We start from the raw sequence: 18,551 nt of genomic DNA, 5'->3' as shown, positions 1-18,551 counted from the left end.
GAGTGCGCTGTCCAGAAACTGAACAGTGCGTTGAACACCGCGTCTAATCCGGTCCCGGCGGCCGCACGGTCAGAGAATTTCCGGGTGACTCAGATCCCGAGCGCACGCATCCGGGCGTACAACGTGGTGCGGCTGATCCCGAGTTCGCGTGCGGCATGCACCTTGTTGCCGCCGGCGTGGTCGAGCGCATCGACGATCGCGACCCGCTCGGCCTGCTCGCGCCCGGACAGATGCGCGGCCCGACTGGTGGTGCGGTAGGTGGGCGGGAGGTCGGCGGGCTCGACGATGCGCGCCGCCCGGGCCGCACACGACTGCGCGGCCTGACGCAGCACCGCATCCAACTCGGCAATGTTGCCGGGCCAGTCCTGACACAGCAGGGCGTCGGTTGCGTTGCCGGACAGTCGCATCCCCGGGGCCAGGCGCTGCAGGACCGCGCTGGCGGTGGCGGCCAGATCAGAACTGCGCTGCCGGAGCGGAGACAGATCGATGCGGCGCCCGCACCTGCCGATCAATGCGGCCACGCCGGCGGTGACGTGCTCGCGCGGGGCGCTCACCACGATGAGCGGGCACCCCGACCACGACGCCGCCGCCTTGGTGAGCAGCGTGATCGAACGATCGTCGAGCAGGTCCACGCCGTCGACGATGAGCGGTACCCGTCCGGATCGGGCCCGCGCGATCGAACCGACGATGTCGGGGTCGCGGCCGCAGATCAGATCCTCGGCGACGTCGACCGTCAGGGTCGGTCCGGACCCGTGGTCGGCGGCGAGCGCGTGCGCCTCGGTGGTGCGGCCGGTGCCGGGCTCACCGGTGACCGCGATGGTGGTCGCGGCCACCGGTGCGGTGCGGGTCGCCGCAGCGGGTCTCGGCGAGGTGTGCGCGGCCGGGCGGAACCGGAACAATGCCGCGCCGCCGACCCCGGCGACCGGTTCCACCCCGACCTCGACCTCGATACCGGACACCAACGTCAACGGGACCACCATCGCGCGCAGCGTCGGCTCGGTGGCGAGTACCCGCAGGGCCCCGATGTCGGCGGGTGAGAGCAGCTCGGCGGCCGGCGCGTTGGTCAGTTGCAGGTCGTCGCCGATCGCGGCGACCGCGATGTCGCGTCGTGGCGCGGCGCGCTGGAACGCATCGAGAACCCGACGCTGGTGGGCGCGCGAACGGTCCAGCAGGCGGTCGGCGATGTCGGCGACGATGCCGTTGACGAAAGGCACGGCCAGAGGGTTGATGTGCTCGGCCGTCTCCGACATACAGATGATGCCGGCCAGTCGTCGGGTGGCCGGATGGACGATCGGCTGACCGAAGCAACTGATCGACTTGAACCGTTCGAGATAGTGCTCACTGCTGTTGACCGCGATCCCACCGCGGATCTCGGCAGGAGTGCCCAGCGCGGTGGTGCCGACGATCTCCTCCCCGAACGGCATCCCGGGTGCGGCGCCGAGGTCGTCGAGCGTGCGTTCGATGGCACTGCCGAACGCGACTCGCGAGACCATGCGGCACTCGTGATCGACCAACAGCAGCGACATGTTGGTGTCGGCCAGACGCGCGGCCGCGTCGTCGAGGACCGGCCGTGCCGCGTCCAGCAGCGGATCGGCGCTCGCGGTGTCCACCAGCACGGTTGGCGTCGGGTCGTCAGGGCGCACACCCCACAACGCGGAGCGCCGCCACGAGTGGTCGATGACAGCTCGTACCGGGGGTCCGTCGGGGTGCTTCTGCAGTGTGTCGATAGTCACAAAATGGCACAGATGGCGCGCGGAGGAAAGCCGCCGCCGTTGTCGGCCGGTCCTCGGTTGACGCCGATGCGTGGTGATCGGACGAATCGGGCACAGCGCGAACGTGCTGGTCAGGACCCGCGTCCCGAATCGTATGGTGTTCGCCGTGAACACGTTCCCCACCACCGGCATGCCCGACGCGGCCGACACCGCCTGGCTGTTGGCGGCCTTTGCGCTCGTTTTGTCGATGACTCCGGCCCTCGGTCTGTTCTACGGCGGCATGGTGCGTTCCAAGAGCGTGCTCAACATGATGATGATGTGCTTCTCGGCGGTGCCCATCGTGTGGATCGTGTGGGTGGCGGTGGGCTACTCGATGGCCTTCGGGCCGGACCACGGTGGCGTGATCGGCAACCCGATCACCTTCGCCGGCCTACGAGACCTCTTCGGCCATTTCGGTTCCGGTGGCGCCGACAGCGCTGGTATGCCGCTGGTGGGGACTATCCCGGCCGTACTGTTCGTGGCCTTCCAGGCGGGCTTCGCGATGGTCACCGTCGCGCTCGTCGCCGGCGCGGTCGCCGATCGGATGAAGTTCACGTCCTGGCTGATCTTCGCCGGATTGTGGTGCCTGCTCGTCTATGTCCCGGTTGCGCACTGGGTGTTCAGCGCCCCGGGCCTGACCGCCGAGCGCGGCGGCTGGATCGCCACCCATCTGCATGCGATCGACTTCGCCGGCGGAACCGTCGTCGAGATCAACTCGGGCGCATCGGCGCTGGTGATCGCACTGCTGCTGGGGCGGCGTGCGGGCTGGCCACGGGATCCGATGCGCCCGCACAATCTGCCGTTCGTCATGCTCGGCGCCGGACTGCTCTGGTTCGGGTGGTTTGGCTTCAACGCGGGATCGACGCTGGCGGCCAACGGCTCGGCCGCGCTGATCACCGCCAACACCCTCGGTGCCGGCGCGACGTCGATGGTGGCGTGGCTGATCGTCGAACGGGTCCGCCACGGTCGGCCCACGTCGTTCGGCGCCGCCTCCGGCGTCGTCGCCGGACTGGTGGCCATCACGCCGTCGTGTTCGTCGGTCACCCCGATCGGTGCGCTCGCGGTGGGTGCGGTGGCCGGGGCGTTCGCCTCCTACGCGATCGAGCTGAAATTCCGCTGGGGCTACGACGACTCGCTCGACGTGGTCGGTGTGCACTTCGTCAGCGGCGTGGTCGGGATGCTGATGGTGGGGCTGGTCGCCAGTTCGTCGACACCGGCCGGCGTCGACGGTCTGCTCTACGGTGGCGGCCTCGATCAGCTCTGGCGTCAGGCCGTCGCCGTCGTGGTGGTGTTGGCGTATGCGTTGGCAGTGACCGCGGTGATCGGGCTGGCACTGAAATACACGCTCGGCCTGCGCGCGGACCCGCAACATGAACTCGACGGCATCGACGACGCCCAGCATGCCGAATCGGCCTACGACTTCCACACACCGCGTGGCGGACGCGTCGACGTCGGCACGTGAGGTGGTGAAACCGGCCCGGCTACCGTGGAGCCCATGCGTGTCGCGACCTGGAATGTGAATTCGGTCAAGCAGCGGATTCCGCGGTTGTTGCCGTGGCTCGATCAGCGCGCACCCGACGTCGTCTGCCTGCAGGAGACCAAGCTCTCCGACGACGCCTTCCACGAGACTCTCGGCGCGGACCTGGCCGAGCGCGGCTACGAGATCGCCCATGTAGGACAAGGACAATGGAACGGGGTGGCGCTGCTGTCGAAGGTCGGTCTCGAGGACGTCCGCGGCGGATTCGAGAACGTGCCCGGCTATCCCGAGCCGGATTCACCCACCGAGGCCCGCGCGGTGTCGGCGGTGTGCGGGGGAGTGCGCATCTACTCGTTGTACGTGCCCAACGGGCGTACCCCGGATTCCGACCACTACCACTACAAACTGGACTGGCTGGCGCGGTTGCGCGATGCGGTGGCAGCCGGTGACGGCGACGACGCCGCGGCGAACACGATGTTGTGCGGCGACATGAACATCGCGCCCGCCGACGCCGACCTCTTCGACCCGGCCGCCTACGTCGGGCACACCCACGTCACCGACCCCGAACGGGACGCCCTGTCGGCGTTGACCGCGTTGGGGCTGCACGACGTGGTTCGTGACCGCTGGCCCGACGACCGCGTCTTCAGCTACTGGGACTACCGGGCCGGGATGTTCCACAAGGACCTCGGTATGCGCATCGACCTCATCCTGGCGGGTGCGCCGATCGCGCGGCGGGTGGCGGCGGCCTGGATCGACCGACAGGCCCGAAAGGGCTCCAAACCGAGCGATCACGCGCCGGTGATGGTTGATCTCGACACCGCCCCGGACGGTGACATCGGGCCGGTGGTGCCGCCACCGTCGAATCCGGCGAAGCGCGGCGGTGGGGCGGTGCGGCTCCCGCAGTCCGTCGAGCCGGGCGAATAGCCCTATGAACTGCGAGTTCTTCCTTCTGGAAGTCGCAGATTCTCTGCCTGTTTTCGGGGGAGATGGCGATACCCGGGGCAGGAACCGAGCACGGCCCGATCACCGCCCGTTCACTTCCCGGCGATGATCTGTTCGACGGCTTGCACAGTTTTTTGACCTGTGCAAACTGCATCGGTAGAGTGGATCGCCGGTGCCCGGCTCATGCTGGGCCAGTCCGCATGCCCGGGGACACCCGGGGCAGGTGGACTGACAGGCGAAACCGTCGTCGAGCGTATGACACGCCCGACCCCGGGGTAGCAAAATTGTACTGACCAGCGCGTACGTGCTGGTGGGGCGAGTTGTGGAAGCATCGCAATCGGAAACGGTTGTCGACGCTTGCCCGGAGCACCAACCGCAGCGAGACAACTACACAGGATGTCGGACATCGAACCCGGTGACCGGCGATCACTGCCGACAAAGGAAAGAACACCTAGTGCCAACCATCAATCAGCTGGTCCGCAAGGGCCGTCACGACAAGGCTGCCAAGACCAAGACCGCGGCCCTCAAGGGGAGCCCGCAGCGTCGTGGCGTGTGCACCCGCGTCTACACCACCACCCCGAAGAAGCCGAACTCCGCGCTGCGCAAGGTCGCCCGTGTGCGCCTGACCAGCTCCGTCGAGGTCACCGCTTACATCCCGGGTGAGGGCCACAACCTGCAGGAGCACTCGATGGTGCTCGTCCGCGGCGGTCGTGTGAAGGACCTGCCCGGTGTGCGCTACAAGGTCATCCGCGGCTCGCTCGACACCCAGGGTGTCAAGGACCGCAAGCAGGCCCGCAGCCGCTACGGCGCGAAGAAGGGGAACTGATAAGTCATGCCACGTAAAGGACCCGCACCCAAGCGCCCGCTGATCAGCGACCCCGTCTATGGCTCGCCGTTGGTCACCCAGCTCGTCAACAAGATCCTGCTCGACGGCAAGAAGTCGACCGCCGAGCGCATCGTCTACCAGGCTCTCGAGCAGGCCCGCGAGAAGACCGGCACCGATCCGGTCATCACGCTCAAGCGTGCCCTCGACAACGTCAAGCCGACCCTTGAGGTGAAGAGCCGCCGCGTCGGTGGTGCCACCTACCAGGTGCCGGTCGAGGTGAAGCCGAACCGCGCCAACACCCTCGCCTTGCGCTGGTTGGTGACCTTCAGCCGTCAGCGTCGTGAGAAGACGATGGTCGAGCGTCTGGCCAACGAGCTGCTCGACGCCTCCAACGGTCTCGGCGCTTCGGTCAAGCGTCGTGAGGACACCCACAAGATGGCCGAGGCCAACCGGGCGTTCGCGCACTACCGCTGGTGACAACCTGCTCCGCCCGGCCGCGATCATGATCGCGTCGGGCGGAGCGACAACCCTGAAGATCAACCACAATTCCCGAAGGGAAACCACGTGGCACAGGAAGTGCTCAGCGACCTCAAAAAGGTTCGCAACATCGGCATCATGGCCCACATCGATGCCGGCAAGACCACCGCAACCGAGCGAATCCTCTTCTACACCGGTGTGAACTACAAGATCGGTGAGACCCACGACGGTGCCTCGACCACCGACTGGATGGAGCAGGAGAAGGAGCGGGGTATCACCATCACCTCCGCGGCCGTCACCTGTTTCTGGAACAAGAACCAGATCAACATCATCGACACCCCCGGGCACGTCGACTTCACCGTCGAGGTGGAGCGCAGCCTGCGTGTGCTCGATGGCGCCGTAGCCGTGTTCGACGGCAAAGAGGGCGTCGAGCCGCAGTCCGAGCAGGTCTGGCGGCAGGCGGAGAAGTACGAGGTCCCGCGCATCTGCTTCGTCAACAAGATGGACAAGCTCGGTGCGGACTTCTTCTTCACCGTGCGCACGATCGAGGAGCGCCTCGGTGCCAAGCCGCTCGTGCTGCAGCTGCCGATCGGTGCCGAGGACTCCTTCGACGGCGTCGTCGACCTGATCGAGCAGAAGGCGATCACCTGGCGCGGCACCGTCGAGATCGGCGCCGAGCCGACCATCGAGGAGATCCCCGCGGATCTGGCCGACCAGGCCGCCGAGTACCGCGAGAAGCTGCTCGAGACCGTCGCCGAGTCCGACGAAGCGTTGCTGGAGAAGTACTTCGGTGGCGAAGAGCTCTCCGTCGAGGAGATCAAGGGCGCCATCCGTAAGCTCACCATCGCGCGTGAGTACTACCCGGTGATCTGCGGCTCCGCGTTCAAGAACAAGGGTGTCCAGCCGATGCTGGACGCGGTCATCGACTACCTCCCGTCGCCGCTCGACGTCCCCTCGGTCGAGGGTCACGCCGTCGGCAACGAGGAAGAGGAGATGTCGCGTAAGCCGTCGTCGGACGAGCCGTTCTCGGCCCTGGCGTTCAAGATCGCGGCGCACCCGTTCTTCGGCAAGCTGACCTTCGTGCGTGTCTACTCGGGCCGCATCAACGCGGGCACCCAGGTCCTCAACGCGACCAAGGGCAAGAAGGAACGCATCGGCAAGCTCTTCCAGATGCATGCCAACAAGGAGAACCCGGTCGAGGATGCCACCGCGGGCCACATCTACGCGATGATCGGTCTCAAGGACACCACCACCGGTGACACCCTGTGCGATCCGAACGCTCCGATCGTGCTTGAGTCGATGAGCTTCCCGGACCCGGTCATCAACGTCTCCATCGAGCCGAAGACCAAGTCCGACCAGGAGAAGCTCGGTACCGCGATCCAGAAGCTCGCCGAAGAGGACCCGACGTTCACCGTCCAGCTCGACGACGAGACCGGCCAGACCGTCATCGGCGGTATGGGCGAACTCCACCTCGACATCCTGGTCGACCGTATGCGGCGTGAGTTCAAGGTCGAGGCCAACGTCGGCAAGCCGCAGGTCGCCTACCGCGAGACCATTCGCAAGGCGGTCGACAAGCACGAGTACACCCACAAGAAGCAGACCGGTGGTTCCGGCCAGTTCGCGAAGGTGATCGTCAAGCTCGAGCCGCTGGTCGACGCCGAGGACGGCGCGACCTACGAGTTCGACAACGCCGTCACCGGTGGCCGCGTGCCCCGCGAGTACATCCCGTCGGTGGACGCCGGCATCCAGGACGCCATGCAGTACGGCGTGCTGGCGGGATACCCGCTGGTCAACATCAAGGCCACCCTGCTCGATGGCCAGTATCACGACGTCGACTCGTCGGAAATGGCCTTCAAGATCGCTGGTCAGCAGGTTCTGAAGGAAGCTGCCAAGCTGGCCGGTCCGGTGATCCTCGAGCCGATCATGGCTGTCGAGGTCACCACGCCCGAGGACTACATGGGCGACGTGATCGGCGATTTGAACTCCCGCCGTGGCCAGATCCAGGCCATGGAGGAGCGCAGCGGTGCGCGTGTCGTGAAGGCACAGGTGCCGCTGTCGGAGATGTTCGGCTACATCGGAGACCTTCGGTCGAAGACCCAGGGCCGGGCAAACTACTCCATGGTGTTCGACTCGTACGCGGAGGTTCCGTCGAACGTGTCGAAGGAAATCATTGCGAAGGCGACCGGCGAGTAATTCGTCGCGACCCATCGCGAAACGCGCTGGCCCACAAGCGGGCGCACAACGTAAGTGAAGAACTCCTGCTGGGATCCGCCCAGCAGGACAACAACAGTCCAGGAGGACAAACAAAGTGGCGAAGGCGAAGTTCGAGCGGACCAAGCCGCACGTGAACATCGGCACCATCGGTCACGTCGACCACGGCAAGACCACGCTGACCGCGGCCATCACCAAGGTGCTGCACGACAAGTTCCCGGAGCTCAACCAGAGCTTTGCGTTCGATCAGATCGACAAGGCTCCGGAAGAGAAGGCTCGTGGTATCACGATCAACATCTCGCACGTGGAGTACGAGACCGACAAGCGTCACTACGCACACGTTGACGCCCCCGGTCACGCTGACTACATCAAGAACATGATCACCGGTGCCGCTCAGATGGACGGCGCGATCCTCGTGGTCGCCGCCACTGACGGCCCGATGCCGCAGACCCGTGAGCACGTGCTGCTGGCCCGCCAGGTCGGTGTGCCCTACATCCTGGTCGCCCTGAACAAGGCCGACATGGTCGACGACGACGAGATCATCGAACTCGTCGAGATGGAGGTCCGCGAACTGCTGGCCGCCCAGGAGTTCGACGAGGAAGCACCGGTCGTGAAGGTCTCGGCGCTCAAGGCGCTCGAGGGCGACGCCCAGTGGGTCAAGTCGGTTGAGGAGCTCATGTCGGCCGTCGACGAGTCCATCCCGGACCCGGTCCGCGAGACCGACAAGCCGTTCCTGATGCCCGTCGAGGACGTCTTCACCATCACCGGCCGCGGCACCGTGGTCACCGGTCGTGTGGAGCGCGGCGAGGTCAACGTGAACGAGGAAGTCGAGATCGTCGGCATCCGTGACAAGTCCACCAAGACCACCGTCACCGGTATCGAGATGTTCCACAAGCTGCTCGACTCGGCACAGGCGGGCGACAACGCCGGTCTGCTGCTGCGCGGCCTCAAGCGTGAGGACGTCGAGCGCGGTCAGGTCATCGTGAAGCCGGGCACCACGACTCCGCACACGGAGTTCGAGGGCCAGGCCTACATCCTGAGCAAGGACGAGGGTGGTCGTCACACCCCGTTCTTCAACAACTACCGTCCGCAGTTCTACTTCCGTACCACCGACGTGACCGGCGTCGTGACCCTCCCCGAGGGCACCGAGATGGTCATGCCGGGCGACAACACCGAGATGAGCGTCAAGCTCATCCAGCCGGTCGCCATGGACGAGGGCCTGCGTTTCGCCATCCGTGAGGGTGGCCGCACCGTCGGTGCGGGTCGAGTCACGAAGATCAACAAGTGAGGTTCTCCTCCTGACGATCTGACTCACTGAGTCGAGAAGGCGCCCGGTCACGAGAGTGGCCGGGCGCCTTTCGCATGTCCGCCCGCCGGCGCGGGTCGGCCGGGTTCGCGCGGGTTCTCTTCGATCGCGCGGGTCGGTTCGGGTCACGCGAGTCGTCGACCAGCCGCGTTCTCCGAGGTGACCTGCGGCATCGAGAGAACCTGCGTCCTGTAGTCACTCCAGCAACATGCGCCACTTTGGTAACAGGCCGGTTTCGGTCTGTCGCTGCTCTGGTCACAGCTGTGGCGACCCAGTCGCGCAACGGATTACGGTTCTGCGGTGCCGGTACTCTCCATGCGCCCACGCCGTCTGGCGAAGAGGCGTCGATTACTCGTCTGTCTGCTCGTCATGGCCACCATCGTCGGGTTCGGCTCCTTGGAGGCCGGGAGCGCAAATGCGGCGTCCTTCGGGCGGTTCTATGTCTCGGGGTGCGGCATGCCGGCCACCCCGGTCGACATGTGGACGCGGTGGGGCAACTACAAGACCGTCATCGCCCTCGACGGGCTGCGCGCGACCGGCGACATCAGCGGTTGGCGGCATGAGACGAACATCCAACGAATAGCCAACACGGGCGTCAACGTCGTGGAGCCGGTCGGTGGTCTCGCGAGCTTCTACACCGACTGGAACGCCGCGAGCCCGCGAAGCAAGGTGAAATACCGCTATCGCTGGACGTGTCGGCTGAACACCATCATCCGCGAGCTCGATGCCCGCGGGTTGGCCGTGGGTCCCCGCGCCAAGTACGCGATGATGGGAATCTCCATGGGCGGCAACGCCGCCATGATCTTCGGCGCCTACCACCGCAAGCGGATCTCGCATGTCTTCTCGATGTCCGGGTTCCTCAACCCGTCGGCGCCGACCATGCGCACAGCCGTTCGGTTGGCCCTGATCGATGCGGGATTGGCGGCCGGCGTGGGGCCGTTCAGCGCCGACGCCATGTGGGGTCCGCCCTGGGATGCGCGCTGGATCGCCAATGACTCCGTGGCACAACTGCAACGTATGCGGGGTATGCGCATACGGGTCGGCGCGGCATCGGGGCTATGGGGCAAGTACAACACCGACGCCATCGGGTCGGTCAAGGGCACACCGCTCGAGGTCGTCTCGCTTGCGCAGACCCGTACGTTCGAGGTGGCGGCCGCTGTCCAGGGCATCCGCATCAGCACCGACTTCCCGGCGGTCGGTACCCACCAGTGGGGCTATTGGCAGGACATGGTGTTCACGGCCAAGCGCAGTGGGTGGTTCCGCGACTGATCAGGTTGACAGTCGACCGTCACGGATGGACACCGCGCTTGTTGAGCCAGACCTGCGGGTTGATCTTTGTGCCGTTGGCATCCCAGACCTCATAGTGCAGGTGGGGGCCGGTGGATTGGCCGCGGTTGCCGACGGTCGCGATCTTCTGACCGGCGCGTACCTTCTGGCCGGGATGAACGAAGCTCTGATCGACGTGACCGAAGACGCCGATGGTGCCGTCGTCCTGCTTCACGCGAACCCACTGCCCGAACCCGGAGGCCGGGCCGGACTCGAGGACCACGCCGTCGGTGACGGCGTAGATGGGTGTTCCGACCATGTTGGCGATGTCGACTCCGTTGTGGTGGGTGCCCCATCGGGGGCCGTAACCGGAGGTCACGGTGCCGCTGACCGGCTTAACTGCGCTCTTGATGCCTGGCGTGCCGGGGGCGAACGCCGACGGGGGCAGGACATCGTGGGCGAGGTCGTCGATCTCAGGCGGCAGTACCAGTCCGGCCGGTAGCTTGACGTCGTCGGGCAGCGCGATCTTCGTCGGGATCTGCGGCTGGGGAGCGGGCTGCGCATGTGCCTGTGCTGCGGTGCCGGCCGTCAGCCCGACGGCACCGACGAATGCCGCGAGCGCGCCGGTTCGGAGGGTCGTCCGGGTGCGGGACTGCGGGGTTGCCCGATGCCGACCGGGTGGCCGGGTTCGCGATGGTGCGTCGAGGAGTGCGCGGGTGGTGGGCCGCGTCGAGGTGTGGGGGTTCAGGCGGTGGTGAGGCACAGCGTCGTCCGTCTCGGTTGTCAGTCTCGGTTTGAATAACGTTTCGGTATCGGCAAGGACACGGCGAGGTTACCCATATGGACATAAGCAGAGCCTGAGAGGTGAGCCATCGCGTGCCAGAAAGCACTGGTCAGACGGTGTGGGAGAGGTAGGTCACGCCCGCCGAACATCTCCGTGGCACAGTGGAACTCGTGGCCGATCCAGAACGAACGCCAGACGGCCGGCATGTCATCGTCGACGGTCGGAAGTGGCGCGCGACCGATCCGCTGATCCCCGAGGAGCGGCGGTCTGAGTTGCAGTCGATCCTGATGGCATGGCGTCGCGAGGTGAGACGTACGAGGGGCGCGCCCGAGTCTCGGCGGGGTGTGCAGGCGGCGAAGGTTGCGTTGGGGGAGCGTGGTACGCCGTGGTGGGAGCAGACCGAGGACGAACGCCGGCGGAGGTGGGAGGCCGACGTCGCGCGACCGGGAGGCGAAGACTGACGTCGCAGTGTTCTGTTGCTCGTCGTGATGCTGACAGAGGCACACCCGAACTTGCGGTCCGTCCGTCGACTGGCGTAGGAGACAAGGGTGCGTGTGCTGCATCGATCGAGCTCGACCGGCGACCTGGCCCTGGCGGTTCGGGTGTCCGGTGACGACGAGCGCCGCCCGCCAGTGCTGCTGGTGCATGGCATGGCCGGCGATCACACGACGTGGCGTGGGTTCGCGGCTGCGCTCCGTCGCGAGGGTCGGCGGGTGATCTCGGTCGACCTGCGCGGACACGGTCGCAGCGGTCACGCGCAGACATATCTGCTCAACGACTTCCGCGACGACCTTCATTTTGTGCTCGACGAGCTCGACATCGGGGTGGCAGACATCGTCGCACATTCGCTGGGCGCGCACACCGCGCTCCGCTTGGCGATGGAGGCACCCGGACGCGTCCGCCGCCTCGTCCTCGAGGAGATACCGCCGATGCCGCGCGATCAGGCGCATGTGGACGAGGGCATTGTCGTCGCGGCGACGCTCGGTGAACGGGTACGTGGCATCGGTGCCGCGGTGCGTAACCCGTGGCCACTGATCCGGTTCGATCGGCGGGTGGGCGAGGAGGTGGCGCCACAGTTCGAGACCGCCGACCCTCAGTGGTGGGCACGGTTGGGCGTCGTCGCCGCTTCCACCCTGATCATCTCCGGTGGCGCGCGGAGCTTCTTGCCGTCACGTCATCTGCGCACCCTCAGCGAGGCGCTGCCGGATGCGCGGTTCGTCGCGATCGATGCGGGCCACAGCATACACCGCGACAAACCGGCCGAATTTGCTTCTGCTGCTGGGGGATTCCTACGGCAACACTAATCGGGGCAATTCGACGGAACCGGTCGGCCCTCGGCTGCGTCCAATGAACATGACATCCAAAGCCGTCCACCCGCCAACCGTCCTCACCGAATGGCTTGCCGCCGGCGACCGCGGCGCGGAGCTCCTCGCCGACTCCGTGGTGATTGACCGCCCCTGGTGGTCGGATCAACTTGCCGAGCATGGGTTACCCGGAGCGCTGATCGGTGACACCATCTCGCGCACACAGCTGTTCGGGCTCGCCGAGGCCGCGTTGGCATCACCCGAGGGCGCCATCAACCTGCTGTGGAACACCATTGCCTTCTGCCATGGTCGACGATGGAACGAGAACAAACGACGCATGGTCGCCGTGGCGACAGATCGTCAGCGGATCGGCGGCCTCCTGCAGGAGGCCGCGCAGGCGGGTCGGGAGGACCCGGCGGTGGCCTTTGATCTGCTCAAACCGGATCGCGGAAGCCAGGAGATCGATCGCCTCGGCCCAACCGGATTCACCTGGTTCCTCTACTTTGCCGGCGCCGGCGCTCCCCGCCATCCCAGTCAGGTACTCGACGGAAAGATCGCGCGCACCGTCCGACGTGCCGGATGGAAAAGGTTCTCGGCCACCAATTGGAATTCGCAGGACTACGCCGCCTACACCGAACTGGTGTCCCGCTGGCGAGTCGAGTGTGGCGCCGACCGCAACGACGTGATCGTCCGCGGGCTCTACTCGGTGTCACCACCCGCTGACGCCGACTACCCGTGGCAGGCCTGGCAGCGGGAGACCTGGCAGTCCGACAACTGGGTCAACGGTCCGCTGGCCGCCGACGACCTGCGTCAGATCCACCACTGGATGGCGTTGATCGCCGATGCCTATCCGATGTCCACGGCCGCTGCAGATTTCGCCAGGATCGGACCCATCATCAGCAAAGCGCTCGACGGGGATCTGGGCGCCTCGCCACGCGTCCGGCCCCCGCGGGAGACATACGTCGACGAGGACTCGTATCGCTACGACAGTCGCTACCGCGCGGGATGATGACCCACAAGACCAGGTTCTCGTGCCCAGTCGACCGAAAACGGCGCCCAGTCGACCGAAAACGGCGCCCAGTCAAACGCCGGAGCGGCGCCCGGTCGACCGGCGGTGGTCCCCGGGCGAGGAGACGTCGGTGCCTTTCAGGCGGCCGGCGTGTTGTGCAGTGGTCGCGGGTCCACGCCGACCTCCCGCCACGCGCGGTAGGCCCACGGCACGTAGAGCCACCGCAGCGGCAGACGGTTGAACACCGGGTTCAGGGTCCGCATGATCCGCGCGAAGCGTTGGAAGTTGCGCTCGCGCTTGTCGTTCCACTCGAGGCCGCAGACGTCACGCATCTGTTGCGGAAGGGTGCCGACGATGACGGTGCGCAGGAAGGCGTTCAGTGGTGCGGAGACGACATTCCACACCGGTGCCGGAACCTTCTTCGGCCGGGGGAGCCCCTGCCGGATGTAGCCCGTCGCGTAGACGACCGTCTTGTGCGGGATGAACCGGCTGAGCATGTCGTCCCAGTACGCGAGGAATTCCTCGTAGGTCTGCGGTTGACTGCGCGCGCTGACCCCGTAGAGCTCGTACCAGACCTTGCTTTCCTCGAAGATCTGTACCTTCTCGGCGTAGCTCAGCCGGCGGATGAAGGTGTCGGTGATGTAGAGGACCTGGTCGACGAACGTCGCATGTGCCCAGTAGAACAGTTCCGGGTTCAGGGCGTGATAGCGCGAGCCGTCGCTGATCTCACCCTTGATGTTGCGATGGAAGTCGCGGACTGTGCGCCCCCACTTCTGCGGCTCGGTGCTGTACACGGTCTTCATCACCGGGGGGCCGGTGCGCTTGGCCCGGCCGAGGAAGTCGTCGAAGATGACCGAATGGTCGAGCACGGCCTGGCCGAGCTGCTCGATGCAGTTCTCGGTACCGGCCAGCCGCTGGAACCCGAGAACGCCGCGGCTGTCTCCGTAGAACTTCCAGATCAGCGAATCCGCGCCCAGTCGTGGCGATGGCAGGGCAGAGTCCGGGTCGTCGGCGGCGATGACCGGCTCGGCTTCGCGGATTGCGCGCTCGTAGTCCTGGTTGACTGACATGACACGAACACTAACCCAGGTTGGAACGGAATGGAAGATTTGTTTCAACGCGAACCCCGTAGGGAGATGGAATTCGTGGCTGACCCGCCCGAGCTCGGCGTCCTGCTGGCCGACGCCCACGTCATCCGCCTGCCGATGCGGACCCGTTTCCGCGGGATCACCGAGCGCGAGCTGATGGTGTTCCGTGGGCCCGCCGGGTGGGGCGAATTCGGGCCGTTCACCGAGTACGGCGACCACGAGGCCGCGAACTGGTTGGCAGCCGGTATCGAGGCTGCCCATCTCGGTCCACCCGCACCGCGCCGCGATCGGGTGCCGATCAATGCGACGGTGCCCGCGGTCCCCGCCGACCAGGTCGCCGAGGTCCTGTCGCGGTACCCGGGTGCCGCGACGGCGAAGGTAAAGGTGGCCGAACACGGACAGAGTCTGGACGACGACGTGGCCCGGGTTGCGGCCGCGCGCGAGATCGTCGGCTCGGTGCGCGTCGATGCCAACGGCGGGTGGTCGGTGGACGAGGCCATTGCCGCGATCCGGACCATCGGCGAGGTGGAGTACGTCGAGCAGCCGTGCGCGACGGTGCCGGAACTGGCCGCGGTACGTCGCGCGGTCGACGTCCCGATCGCCGCCGACGAGTCGATTCGCAAGGCCGACGACCCCTATCGCGTGGTGGCCGCCGACGCAGCCGATATCGCGGTCGTCAAGGTCGCCCCGCTCGGCGGCATGCGCGCGACGCTGTCTCTGGCCGAATCGATCGGCCTACCCGTGGTGGTGTCCTCGGCGTTGGACTCGGCGGTCGGGATGGCGGCCGGGGTCGCCGCCGCGGCGGCGCTGCCGACCCTGGACCACGCGTGTGGGCTGGCCACCGGAACGCTCTTCACCAGCGATGTTGCGGAGCCGTTTGTGCCGTCCGAAGGGGCTGTGCTGCCACGGTGGTTGCGTGAGGACCTGGTCTTGCCGGCCGCGGTGCGCGCCCCGGCCGACCGCGATCGTTGGTGGCGGGAACGCCTCGGGCGATGCCACGCGATCCTGGCGTCCCGATCTGGCTGCTGAACGTCGTGAGGGCATGCGCGTATGTCCTCACCGGCACCATCGGTGTCCCGGGCCGGAACCCCTAGAAACATTTTGCGTTTTCTGTTCCAATAGAGTTCCATGCGATGCGGCTCACAGCTGTGCGCCGCGGTGCAGAGCATCGATGGTGATGTTTCGGGGAATGAGGAGAATGGCAATGGTCTCGACGGGTACGGCAGCCAAGTCCACGGTGTTCGCCGCGGCGCCTGCGGGCAGTGATCTGCTCGAGGTGCCCTGCGCGCAACGCAACGGTGTCCTGGAGATGATGGCGATGCGTCGCGACCCGTTCGCCTTTGGCGACGAACGCCTCGCCCGTCTCGGTCAGGTCTCCGGACTCAATGCGCTCGGCGTCAAGATGGTGATCGCTGCCGGACCCCGCGCCGCCGACGAAATCCTGATGAACCGCGACAAGGCTTTCGCCAATGGCCCTGCGTGGAGTTACTTCATCGGCCCGTTCTTCAACCGCGGCATCATGCTCCTCGATTTCGACGAGCACCGTCATCACCGCCACATCCTGCAGCAGGCCTTCACCCCGTCGGCACTCAAGGGCTACATGCAGGAGATGCAGCCGATGATCGCCGAGCGGGTCGCCGACCTCCCCACCGGCAACGTGAAGATGTTCGAGCAGTTCAAATCGCTGACCCTCGACGTCGCGCTCGAGGTGTTCCTCGGGCTGGAACTGCCGAAGGACCAGGCGGACAAGATCAACAAGGCGTTCATCGACACCGTGCGCGCCGGTGTCGCCTACGTCCGCAAGCCGGTGCCCGGTGGCCGGTGGTGGAAGGGATTGCGCGGACGCCGGGTGCTCGAGGAGTTCTTCTACGACAACATCGCGGCCAAGCGGGCTCGTGAGACCCCCGACCTGTTCTCCGTGCTGTGTCACGTCGAAGGCGATGAGGGGGAGCAGTTCACCGACGCCGATGTCGTCAACCACATGATCTTCGTGCTGATGGCCGCCCACGACACGTCGACGATCACGATGACCCAGATGGCGTATCGGATGGCGAAGTCGCCTGAATGGCAACGCCGGGCACGTGAACAGTCGCTGGAGCTCAACCCGGAGCTCGGCTACGACGATCTCGGAAAGCTCTCGGTTCTCGATCTGGTGCTCAAGGAGTCGCTGCGGATGTGTCCGCCGGTGCCGGCGCAGCCACGGATGGCGGTCAAGGACACCTCGGTGCAGGGATTCTTCGTGCCCAAGGGCTCGATGGTCACCGTGCCGCAGATGACCAATCACCGTGATCCGGAGTTCTTCACCAACCCCGACATGTTCGATCCCGAGCGCTTCAGCGCAGAGCGCAAAGAGGACAAGGGCCATCGCATGGCCTGGACCCCGTTCGGTGGCGGCGTGCACAAGTGCATCGGGCTGTATTTTGGCCAGATGGAGATCAAGACGATCCTGCATCACCTGCTGCGCAATTACGAATGGTCGGTGCCCGAGGGCTACCAGATCCCGATGGACTACAGCGCGTTGCCGGTCCCGAAGGACAAACTGCCCGTCGACCTCCGACGCCGATGAGCCCCGGGCGGATGTCGCAGACCAAAGCGCCGCGCAAGGCCCGCAACACGGCGAGCCCCGAGGACCAGGAACAAGCGATCCTGGCGGCCGCGGAGGTCGAGTTCACCGACGTCGGAGTGCGCCGCGCGAACATGGACGAGGTGGCCGCGCAGGCCGGCGTCAGCCGTAGCACCCTCTACCGCCGGTTTCCCAACAAGGAAGCGCTGCTGCTCGCGGTCGCCAACGACCTGTACGAGCGCGGTATGCAACGTCTGATGGCGGCGGTTGTGGGCCTCGGTCCGGCCGAAGCGGTGGTGGAGGCCTTCGCCGAAGGTGCGGTGATGATCTCCGAGGATCCGTTGATGCGACGGCTGGTGCTGACCGACGCGGAGATGCGACCGATCACGTCGGCGGTGACGTCGTTGTTCATCGACATGGTCACCGACCGGGTCGCAACCACACTGCGGGAGTCGGGGGCGACAATGCCCGACGACGACCTGCGTCAAGCCGTGGAATTGCATGTCCGCCTGGTCATCTCCTTTCTGGAGGTGCCTGCGACCGACGAGCGCAAACAACAGCCCGACGCGGTGCGCGAACTCGCTGCCAAGTACCTCGCGCCGATGATCTGGTGATACCCATCCGCGACCACGAACCCGTGGTCGGGGTCTGCTGATGGAGGGATTCTGATGGCCGTTCGAGATCTGCTGCGCCGCGGGCCGGATCACGGAGAAGTTCGTGATGCGCTGCGCGGCAAGGTGATCGCGATCACCGGTGGTGCGCGCGGTATCGGCTTCGAGACCGCGACACAGTTGTTCGAGGCGGGTGCGGTGGTCGCGCTCGGTGACATCGACGACGACGCGGTGGGCAAGGCCGCCGCCGATCTCGGCGTGGAGGGATTCGGTGTCGACGTGACCGACCGGTCCTCGTTCGAGGAGTTCCTCGACGCGGTGGAGTCCGCGGTCGGGCCGATCGACGTGCTGATCAACAACGCGGGCATCATGCCGGTCGGTGACTTCCTGTCCTACGACGAGGCGTTGATCCGCCGCACCTACGACATCGACGTGATCGGCGTGATCACCGGTACCCAACTGGCCGCTCGTCGCATGGTGGCCCGGGGTCGCGGCCAGATCGTCAACATCGCCTCGGTCGCCGGACGGCTGCCCACGCCCGGACTGACCATCTACAACGGCGCCAAGGCGGCCGTCATCGAGTTCTCCGAGGCCGTTGACGCCGAACTCGAGAAGACCGGCGTGCGGGTCAGCACCGTGTTGCCGACATTCACGCGCACAGGTCTGATCTCCGGGCTGCACACCAATTCGATGGTCCGCGCGATCGAACCCGAAGACGTGGCGGCCCAGGTGCTCGCCATCATCGCTCGTCCGCGGGTTCGCTTGACGGCTCCGCGATCGATGGCGTGGACGCATGCCAATGCCCTGTTCCCGCAACGGATGAAGCGGGCATCGCGGCGGATGACCAAGCTGGACAGCATGTTCCTCGACTATGACCACGAGCAGCGCGCCGCCTACTCGAAACGGATCGGTTCGCGATAGCGCGGCGCGCTCGAT

At 66.2% G+C, this 18,551-nt stretch carries 17 protein-coding genes; 14 read left to right on the top strand and 3 right to left on the bottom strand.

Translation table 11 applies throughout. The features are described from left to right. Positions 1–89: 89 nt before the first annotated feature. The gene (locus tag OSB52_RS10675; RefSeq protein ID WP_266061614.1) at positions 90–1,733 is read right to left on the bottom strand and encodes a sigma-54-dependent Fis family transcriptional regulator; all 1,644 of its coding nucleotides are present in this window, start codon (positions 1,731–1,733) and stop codon (positions 90–92) included. 169 nt (positions 1,734–1,902) lie between these two features. Here OSB52_RS10675 and OSB52_RS10670 point away from each other — a divergent pair, with 169 nt between their 5' ends. The 7 genes from OSB52_RS10670 to OSB52_RS10640 all read left to right on the top strand — a co-directional run bounded on the left by OSB52_RS10670 (position 1,903) and on the right by OSB52_RS10640 (position 10,259). After that, entirely contained in the window at positions 1,903–3,213 is a 1,311-nt protein-coding gene (locus OSB52_RS10670) for an ammonium transporter (protein ID WP_266061675.1), read from the top strand. Positions 3,214–3,246: 33 nt separating this feature from the next. Then, complete coding sequence (locus OSB52_RS10665; protein ID WP_235723554.1) at positions 3,247–4,152, top strand: exodeoxyribonuclease III; 906 nt, start codon at positions 3,247–3,249, stop codon at positions 4,150–4,152. A 472-nt stretch (positions 4,153–4,624) separates the two neighbouring features. Next, a complete protein-coding gene (gene rpsL / locus OSB52_RS10660) occupies positions 4,625–4,996 on the top strand; it encodes a 30S ribosomal protein S12 (RefSeq protein WP_007619326.1) in 372 nt (123 codons plus the stop codon). 6 nt (positions 4,997–5,002) lie between these two features. Then, a complete protein-coding gene (gene rpsG / locus OSB52_RS10655) occupies positions 5,003–5,473 on the top strand; it encodes a 30S ribosomal protein S7 (RefSeq protein WP_160900582.1) in 471 nt (156 codons plus the stop codon). 87 nt (positions 5,474–5,560) lie between these two features. Then, positions 5,561–7,666 (top strand): elongation factor G, encoded by a 2,106-nt coding sequence (gene fusA, locus OSB52_RS10650; RefSeq protein ID WP_235723555.1) that lies wholly within the window; start codon positions 5,561–5,563, stop codon positions 7,664–7,666. 115 nt (positions 7,667–7,781) lie between these two features. Next, a complete protein-coding gene (tuf, locus tag OSB52_RS10645) occupies positions 7,782–8,972 on the top strand; it encodes an elongation factor Tu (RefSeq protein ID WP_266061613.1) in 1,191 nt (396 codons plus the stop codon). 387 nt (positions 8,973–9,359) lie between these two features. Next, a complete protein-coding gene (locus tag OSB52_RS10640; protein WP_372512399.1) occupies positions 9,360–10,259 on the top strand; it encodes an alpha/beta hydrolase in 900 nt (299 codons plus the stop codon). A 19-nt stretch (positions 10,260–10,278) separates the two neighbouring features. On the opposite strand, the gene OSB52_RS10635 is transcribed toward OSB52_RS10640, so the two are convergent. Then, positions 10,279–11,019 (bottom strand): M23 family metallopeptidase, encoded by a 741-nt coding sequence (locus OSB52_RS10635; RefSeq protein ID WP_266061612.1) that lies wholly within the window; start codon positions 11,017–11,019, stop codon positions 10,279–10,281. A gap of 191 nt (positions 11,020–11,210) precedes the next feature. On the opposite strand from OSB52_RS10635, the gene OSB52_RS10630 reads away from it, so the two are divergent. The 3 genes from OSB52_RS10630 (at position 11,211) to OSB52_RS10620 (ending at position 13,353) form a co-directional block, all read left to right on the top strand. After that, on the top strand, positions 11,211–11,501 hold the full coding sequence (locus OSB52_RS10630; RefSeq protein WP_266061611.1) for a hypothetical protein: 291 nt from the start codon (positions 11,211–11,213) through the stop codon (positions 11,499–11,501). 87 nt (positions 11,502–11,588) lie between these two features. Beyond that, complete coding sequence (locus tag OSB52_RS10625) at positions 11,589–12,344, top strand: alpha/beta fold hydrolase (protein WP_266061610.1); 756 nt, start codon at positions 11,589–11,591, stop codon at positions 12,342–12,344. Between the two features lie 43 nt (positions 12,345–12,387). Then, positions 12,388–13,353 (top strand): 8-oxoguanine DNA glycosylase OGG fold protein, encoded by a 966-nt coding sequence (locus tag OSB52_RS10620; RefSeq protein WP_266061609.1) that lies wholly within the window; start codon positions 12,388–12,390, stop codon positions 13,351–13,353. A 137-nt stretch (positions 13,354–13,490) separates the two neighbouring features. Here the strand turns inward: OSB52_RS10620 and OSB52_RS10615 are convergent, their stop codons facing one another. Further along, positions 13,491–14,423 carry an oxygenase MpaB family protein gene (locus OSB52_RS10615; protein WP_266061607.1) on the bottom strand — a complete coding sequence of 311 codons (933 nt, stop codon included), beginning with the start codon at positions 14,421–14,423 and terminating at the stop codon, positions 13,491–13,493. 135 nt (positions 14,424–14,558) lie between these two features. Between OSB52_RS10615 and OSB52_RS10610 the strand changes: the two genes are divergently transcribed. The 4 genes from OSB52_RS10610 (at position 14,559) to OSB52_RS10595 (ending at position 18,536) form a co-directional block, all read left to right on the top strand. Continuing rightward, a complete protein-coding gene (locus OSB52_RS10610; protein WP_372512398.1) occupies positions 14,559–15,470 on the top strand; it encodes an o-succinylbenzoate synthase in 912 nt (303 codons plus the stop codon). 175 nt (positions 15,471–15,645) lie between these two features. After that, on the top strand, positions 15,646–17,007 hold the full coding sequence (locus OSB52_RS10605) for a cytochrome P450 (protein ID WP_266061605.1): 1,362 nt from the start codon (positions 15,646–15,648) through the stop codon (positions 17,005–17,007). Between the two features lie 11 nt (positions 17,008–17,018). Then, a complete protein-coding gene (locus OSB52_RS10600) occupies positions 17,019–17,618 on the top strand; it encodes a TetR/AcrR family transcriptional regulator (protein WP_235723564.1) in 600 nt (199 codons plus the stop codon). A gap of 54 nt (positions 17,619–17,672) precedes the next feature. After that, complete coding sequence (locus OSB52_RS10595) at positions 17,673–18,536, top strand: SDR family oxidoreductase (protein ID WP_266061604.1); 864 nt, start codon at positions 17,673–17,675, stop codon at positions 18,534–18,536. The last annotated feature ends 15 nt before the right edge of the window (positions 18,537–18,551 follow it).

Source organism: Gordonia aquimaris, from assembly GCF_026262595.1.
Taxonomy (GTDB): Bacteria; Actinomycetota; Actinomycetes; order Mycobacteriales; family Mycobacteriaceae; genus Gordonia; species Gordonia tangerina.
This window is presented reverse-complemented; position numbering and strand designations above follow the sequence as displayed.